Below are 7270 nucleotides of genomic sequence, written 5' to 3'. Positions count from 1 at the left end.
GCCTTACTTTTTTTAGGAATACTAACTTCCTTCAAAAAACAAACCTCGCTTAGAAAGCACTAAACGAGGTTCTTTATTATGAGTAGTATGAAAATTTAGTTTTTTGAAAAGGTTGTGCAACAGTTACCGATGTTGTGAGCAGTATTTTTTAAAGTTTAAAGTTTTAAGAGCTTTTATAAATTCCGCTTGTACCTTGTCGTTCAAATACCAGCCATAAAATCCGAATTTGATTTTGTCAAAATTACGGTTACTTCCAGCTAAGCTATCTATATAAATTCCTGTTCCTCCATAACCTTTATTTCTTGGCATTATTATTTTTGCTTTGAAACAGTCAATTGAGTCATATTCGAATTCGTATTTTAAATATTCATCAAAATCAACGTTAGAATTAAATAAATCCTGAACAATTAAATGCTTTGTATTTGGCAATAATTCACGTTCCTTTTTTGTCAATTCCGCTAAACTGATTGAGTCATAAATCATTGGTAAACTTTGTTCACTTATATCTGCCGAATACATTCCAAAATCAAAATTCAAGCTGTCATTTGACTCTGTAATAATTCCGCCAATATAACTGTCAATTCCTTTTCGCTCATATTTTTTCCAATTTTCGGGAACAGTTATTTCGAATTGCCCGAAGTCAATAGTCTTTCGTTTTACTCCAGAACAGGAGAAAATCAGAAGTAAAGTTAATAATGACAGCAGTTTGTTCATATTGCTCACAACGTTTGTGGCTATGGTTTCGTTGCGGATAAATCCGCGAGGATTTTCCGCCGTAAACCAAAGTTAGCAAATACGCAGGAATTTCCGAGTAGGAAATTCCGCCGCAATGAACTATAGCCGGTGTTGTAGTGCGTTTTTTTTATTCAATTATATTTCTATGTATGCTAGTGTTATAAATTTGATTTTTATAATCCTTTTTATCAATTAAAGTGTCTTTCCGTTTTTTAAAGTCAATGTCAAAAATTCCGTAATCCGATTTAACAACTTTAACTTCGTAACAGTCATTTATTTTAATTCCCAACCTTTTAATTCCGTTTTCTGTTAAGTCCGTTTTTTTATGGAAAACAGTGTCATTCTTTACAAAATAAAAATAAACAACATCTTTTCGAGTAGTTGTTCCTTTTTGGGAATTAGGTCTTAATTTTTCTATTATTCCATATGTTGTAAATGAGTCATTTTTTAGTTTTTCTAGTCTGTTTTGTCTATTAAAATATATCAGAACAAAAAGAGGTAAAGCAAACAGTAAAATATATCCGATTTTCTTAAGAGAGCTAGTTTTTTTCTTTTGTTTTTCTCTTTTATTTTTTGCCATATTTATTATTCAAATTCCTTTCAGTTTTGAGTGAGGTCAAATGCCCTATAACGGTCTCGGCTATGAACAGTTGGGGTTTTTAGCCCTAACTTTTCGGTTTACGACCGACCTTTGTTTTATGTTTATACTTACGTTTTATCACTTTCGCCCCAATTGTTTATAGCCATTGTTGGCGGTAGTTTTTTTCCTATTTCTTCTATTTCTTTCAATAAAGGTGAAACTCCTTTTTTATCAAATCTTTCAGCATTGAATTCATCATTCCAAGCCTTTAAAATAATTTGTTTAGCTAAATCATAGTTTTTAATTCCGATATTTACTTTACTTAAGAAAATATGAAAATGAATCCAATCAAGTTTTTTTGAGTCAATTCCGAATTCTTTAAATTTCTCTGTCGGACTTAATAAATCGTCAAAGTTAATCTCATCAAAGGGATTTGGATATTTTTCAAATTTTTGTAGAAAAGGTATACCTTTTTTATTGAACATTTTAATAATTAATTCAACTGTTTCAATTCCTTCATTTTCATTCATTCCATAAAAAAACCAAGAGTTATTATTGTCTAATGGAATATTTTTTTCAATTATACAGTCTCCAACTTGAAATTTACTTGGAATTGGCAATGTGTTAATTTGGTTTTCAATGTAGTCAAGATGGACACCAACATTTACTGCACAACTTCCTCCATATTTATCTTTGAAAATATTCACGGTATAAATCCAAGGCTTATTTTTTTTGTAAAAATTATTTTTTGAGCCTTTAAATCCAAGGGACTTTATGTATGGTGTGAAATTTTTATCCATTAACTCAATAAATTTCGCACCACTAATTTGATTCCATATATTTTTATACTTTTCAATTTCCTTTTCAGAAAGATGTTCATTCAACCACATTCTCTTCGGAAGACTGTGTTCATTTCGATATTTCTTTTTAAATAAATTAAACATTGTTCTAAATTACCGCCAACGTGTTCGTGTATGGAAAGTTGCGTGTTTGTGGGCGAGGATTTTCCGAAGGAAAATCGGAAGCCAGCAAACGGGCAACAAACTTTGTATTAGCTAAAACTAGCAATTTTTTATACACGGTGTTAGCAGCTGTTTTTATTTTTGTTTGTCCTCTGCTATAAACTCGTTCAAGTCCTCTAGTTTTCCAGAAAAAGGATTTCGGTTGGTTAGTTTCTCCCAAATTTCGGACTCCACTAATTTGTCTGAAATTCCTTTTTTGAACACATAATATGGACTAATATCTTTTCCTGTTTTATTTACTTTATCGTAATATATTCTGTTTTTTTCAGAGTTCAAGATTTCAATTTGTTCAATCCTATTTTTTAATTTTCTAACACCAAGAAATTCCTGTCCACCTATTAATGACAACATTCCATTATATTCTACAATAAAATGATTTCCTTCGTCTTCAAAGTTGTCAATTTTGATATATCTGTCAATATTTATTTCATTTACTCTTACCACTCCTGTATTAATTACCTTTTTCTTTTCCTCAAGAAATTCAGGAAGTTTTAGTAGGTGAGTAATGTCAAGATAAATAGACCAAATAATGAAGAAAGAAATAATAGCCAAAATAATAATCAACCAAATTTTTGGAAAATAATATATAATAATAGCAAAGCTGATTATTGCTAAAGTCTGAAGAATTATCAGCTTTATTTTTTTAGGAAATACAGCCTTTGCTTCATCAATATGTCTTTTCAAAATCCCTTTCTCGGATTCTGTTAATGGTCTTTCATATTCTTTTGTCAATTCTTATTGATTTAGTTGGTTTAAATTGCTGCTAACGTCTAGTATAACCGCAGTTACGGGATTAAATTTAATGTTTTTCGGATAAGCACCGACGGTAGCAATTACGCGTGGATTCGGACGCAGTCGAATCCGCCGTAATTGCGGTTATACATTGTTGTACATAGTTTTTTCATCCGGCCTTATGTCAATTCAATAAGTATAAACTTGAACAACGCCAAATTTGCCTGCGTTTCCAAATAAAGGGATACTTTTTTCAGATTCCATTATTTCAATCCGCTTAATATCATTTTTGGAAATTCCGATTTTTTCATTCAGCTCTTTATAATGATATGTAACTGGTTTTCCATCAACAACTACCATTGGAATTTCGCCCAATTTTCCTCTTTCTTGATTTTCTTTTATAAAGTCAATCAGATAGAATTTTTTATTTCCGTTGTCAGTAATCAGATAGTGTTTTTCAACATCAGTAAGATTAGCCATTTTACAACTAAAAATCAGAAATAAAATCATCAATATTGAAATTAGTTTTCGCATTTTTTAAATTATGTACAACGTTCCTCGGCTATGGTTTCGCTGCGTTGGTTAAGCATTAAAGTTAATAAATAAACACCAACCATTCACAGATGCGTAGTTTTTCCGAAAGTAAAACTACGTAGCAGTGAACTATAGCCGATGTTACCACCAGTTTTTTATTCCTAATAATTCCTTCATTCGCTCATTATATCTGAACAGAATTCTATGTTCAGCCAAAGTTCCGTGCATTTTTTCGGGATACTCAATTTTAAATCCAAATTTTTCAGACTTTGATTTCAATTTTTCTATGAAATCATTTGAATATGTAGCTCCGTTTCCAAGTAAATATCTTTTATTTCCAGCAAAAAAGTCCTGTTCTGCTTTTTTAGTATTGAATTTGTTATAAAATTCAGGTGCTTTTGTAGAGTCAATTATATTAGAAATGTGATAGTCATAAATTTCAAATTTAAGACTGTCCATTTTACCAAGTCCTTCAATGAATAGAAATTCTTCTCTTAAGTATTTAGTTTCAGGATTGACAGTTATGCTACAATAATCAAAATATTGCTTTGGAATTTTAAAAATCCCAAGAGAATCTGTTTTTAGTCGAGTTGTATCTTTTTTATTCGTAATTAAAATACTATGTTTCCTTTTATTGAAATATGCAACAGTTGAGTCAGTCGTTGATTCGGTGAATTTGTCGTTCGTATCTCTATATTTTATAAACGTTACAATTCCGACTTTTGATTCCTGCGCAACTATATTTTGGAGCAATCCAAATGTTAGAATTAGAATTATGTATTTCAAATGTCGTTTCATTTAAATTGGTGGTAACTAGTAAATATCATCAAATATATACAACTTTTTCATCTTTTTCAAAAATTAATCAAGTTTTTTCTTATGGTTTTCGTCTGCTAAACGGTCAAGCGGACTCACAATCTTATTCACAGCACTTGCACTCACATGCGTATAAACGGTTGTGGTCTTTATACTTGCATGACCCAAAAACTTCTGGATGTAACGAATATCGGTGCCATTCTCCAACAAATGCGTAGCAAAACTATGCCGTAACGTATGAACTGTTGCTCTCTTCTCCAATCCCGATTTCTTCAAAGCATCCCGCATCACCGCTTGAACACTGCCAACACTATAAGGCTCACCCGCAAATTGTCCTTCAAAAACATACTTTTGCGTTTGATACAACTGTCGGTAATATTCCAAAGAACTCACAATCGAAAACGGCAACATCACCATCCGATCCTTCTTTCCTTTGGCATTACGAACATGAATTTTATGCTCAGAAAACAAAATATCCCGCCATTCCAAACTCACAATCTCGCTCACACGCAATCCCGCACCATATCCAATCAACAAAAGCAACTTGTGCTTCGGATTATCAACCACCCTAAAAATCTGCAAACATTCGTCCATCGTCAAAACCGTTGGGAGCTTCTTCTCCTTCTTAGGTCGAGGTAACTTCAACTCATAACCCGGGATATGCAAAACTTGCTGATAATAAAACAACAACGCATTCACCATCGAATGACCCGAAGCAGAACTCAAACCCCGCTCCATCAACGACGATAAATATTTGACGGTCTCTTGATAACTAATCTCTTTTGGATCCCGATACCCATGATCACGCAAATATTGCAAAAAACTATGCGAATACGTTCGCAAAGTCGAACTACTATAATTCAAAGCCAACAACATATCCACCATCCCCGAAATATAACCATGAGCAGCCTCTGGAACCTGCTCAAACAACCGCGACTTGGTCTGACTCAAATCCAGCTGTTTCCGATTTACCACATTTCGCTTGTGCAAATAACCCTCCGGCAATTCCGAAGCAATCAATATCCGATTCGGTTCAAAATGCAACAACAAAGCCTCATAAACCTGTGGCGTAGCAGGCAACAAATAACACGACCTAATCTTGCTATAGCGAACCATCGACAAACGCTTCACCTTCTCCCGAACTACCAAAATATCCGGAACATAAACCTCCATCCATTTTGAATCTTCAGGATGCACCCTCAAAACAATGGATTTACCTTCAAAAACAACCTCCTTCTCCAAATAATCTTCCGGAAAAAAAGAAGACACCTCCAAAATTCGCTCCAAAGCTTCCTTAACCTTCGGATGTCGCATGGCCATATAAACCTTATAAGTAGAATGCCAATAAACCCCTTTAACCAATTTCAATTGATTAACAACAGCTTGAACATAGCGAATTTTAAAAACCCAATACTTCCCCAAATTGGGTAATAATGCTAACCGCAACTTATCGGCTAACAAAGTCTTCTTTGTTATATGGTCAGGATTGTTCATGTTTTCAGAAGAACCTAACTGACGTTCGCTTTTGGCTATGGGTGGAAGGTCACGGCTGCTCTCTTCGCCGGCCACCGGTTGGGCTACAATTAAATTGGGGAATAACTTTTTTAAAACGCCATAATGCTCCTTTGAATAAGAAATATACCAACAACGATGCGTCTTGCTATAAACAGCACCAATGCCCTTCAATTGCTGCTGCACAGAATAATCCCGTTCAAAAAACAAACCTATTCGATAAGCACCCCTATGAAAAATCTTCCTAACAACTAATTCCATCTGGCGAATAATTAAACAACTAAAATAATAAAAATCAAATAACTAACAAAAATCTACAACCCAAATTTTTTCATCAAAAAACAAATAAATAATAAAAACTAAAAAATCAGTAAATCAAAAAACAAAAGAATCAAATAACTAAAAAACAAATAAACCAAAACAACCAAATAATCAAAAAAACTAAAGAACTAAAAAAACTAAAAAATCCAACCCCCAATCTCAACCACCAACCCGTAACCCGCAACCCGCAACTCGCAATCCCCTCCTCCTGTCTCATCCAAAGACAAATTAAAGTAGTCCTCTAACAGGTTTTACTACCACTTTGCGAGAAACCAAAACCAAAATCTCCCTTAAATTCCAAAACATATTTCACACAACCCTCTAAATCTTTGCGTCACTGCTCCCGATAATTATCGGGATTGCGAGAAACCAACCCTCCCAACTCGACCACCAACCCGTAACCCGCAACCCGCAACTCGAAACCCGCAAACCCGCAAGCAACAACCCCCAAACTGAAAACCAAATAACGACAAACGTCCTGATTTTGCTCCCTTTAGGGTTAGGGCAAACAAAATCAGGCAGCAACCCGCAACCCGTAACCCGAAACCCGCAACCCGCAACCCGTAACCCGAAACCCGCAACCCGAAACCCGAAACCCGCAAACCCGCAACCCGCAACCCGCAATCCCCTCCCAAGCCAACCCAATTCGCCTTCAAGCCAATCCAATTCCCTTTCAAGCCCAAGCGATTCCCTTTCAAGCCCAAGCGATTCGCTCAAAAGCCCAACCGATTCGCTTCAAAGCCCATTCAATTCCCTCTCAAGCTAACCCGATTCGCTCAAAAGCCCAACCGATTCGCTCCAAAGCCCATTCAATTCGCACCCAAGCCACCCCAATTCGCCCCAAACAACACCACTTTTCACCCGGTTCCTCCCAAAAAACACCCCGTAAAACCCTAAAATTGACCCGTTTAACCCAATTTCTTAAGAAAAATAATCATAAAAATCACTACCATACATCGTGTTTAGTAAAACAATTTGTAATAATTCATCGTTTTTATTAAAAAATTAACAATAAAAA

Annotated in this window: 7 protein-coding genes; all 7 read right to left on the bottom strand. The window is 34.7% G+C overall.

Features of this window, described 5'->3' with window-relative positions:
* Positions 1-123: 123 nt before the first annotated feature.
* The 7 genes from IEV15_RS14365 to IEV15_RS14335 all read right to left on the bottom strand — a co-directional run bounded on the left by IEV15_RS14365 (position 124) and on the right by IEV15_RS14335 (position 6192).
* Entirely contained in the window at positions 124-714 is a 591-nt protein-coding gene (locus IEV15_RS14365) for a hypothetical protein (protein WP_188363238.1), read from the bottom strand.
* 148 nt (positions 715-862) lie between these two features.
* A complete protein-coding gene (locus IEV15_RS14360) occupies positions 863-1315 on the bottom strand; it encodes a hypothetical protein (RefSeq protein WP_188363237.1) in 453 nt (150 codons plus the stop codon).
* Positions 1316-1443: 128 nt separating this feature from the next.
* On the bottom strand, positions 1444-2259 hold the full coding sequence (locus IEV15_RS14355; RefSeq protein ID WP_188363236.1) for a DUF4304 domain-containing protein: 816 nt from the start codon (positions 2257-2259) through the stop codon (positions 1444-1446).
* A 153-nt stretch (positions 2260-2412) separates the two neighbouring features.
* Positions 2413-3069, bottom strand: coding sequence for a hypothetical protein (locus IEV15_RS14350; protein WP_188363235.1), 657 nt, complete (start codon positions 3067-3069; stop codon positions 2413-2415).
* Between the two features lie 189 nt (positions 3070-3258).
* On the bottom strand, positions 3259-3603 hold the full coding sequence (locus IEV15_RS14345; RefSeq protein WP_188363234.1) for a hypothetical protein: 345 nt from the start codon (positions 3601-3603) through the stop codon (positions 3259-3261).
* 141 nt (positions 3604-3744) lie between these two features.
* Entirely contained in the window at positions 3745-4389 is a 645-nt protein-coding gene (locus tag IEV15_RS14340) for a hypothetical protein (RefSeq protein ID WP_188363233.1), read from the bottom strand.
* Positions 4390-4464: 75 nt separating this feature from the next.
* On the bottom strand, positions 4465-6192 hold the full coding sequence (locus IEV15_RS14335; RefSeq protein WP_188363232.1) for a tyrosine-type recombinase/integrase: 1728 nt from the start codon (positions 6190-6192) through the stop codon (positions 4465-4467).
* Positions 6193-7270 lie beyond the last annotated feature (1078 nt).

The organism is Flavobacterium orientale, assembly GCF_014638005.1.
Taxonomy (GTDB): Bacteria; Bacteroidota; Bacteroidia; order Flavobacteriales; family Flavobacteriaceae; genus Flavobacterium; species Flavobacterium orientale.
The sequence above is the reverse complement of the archived record's forward strand: the minus strand, read 5'-3'. Positions and strand labels throughout refer to the sequence as shown.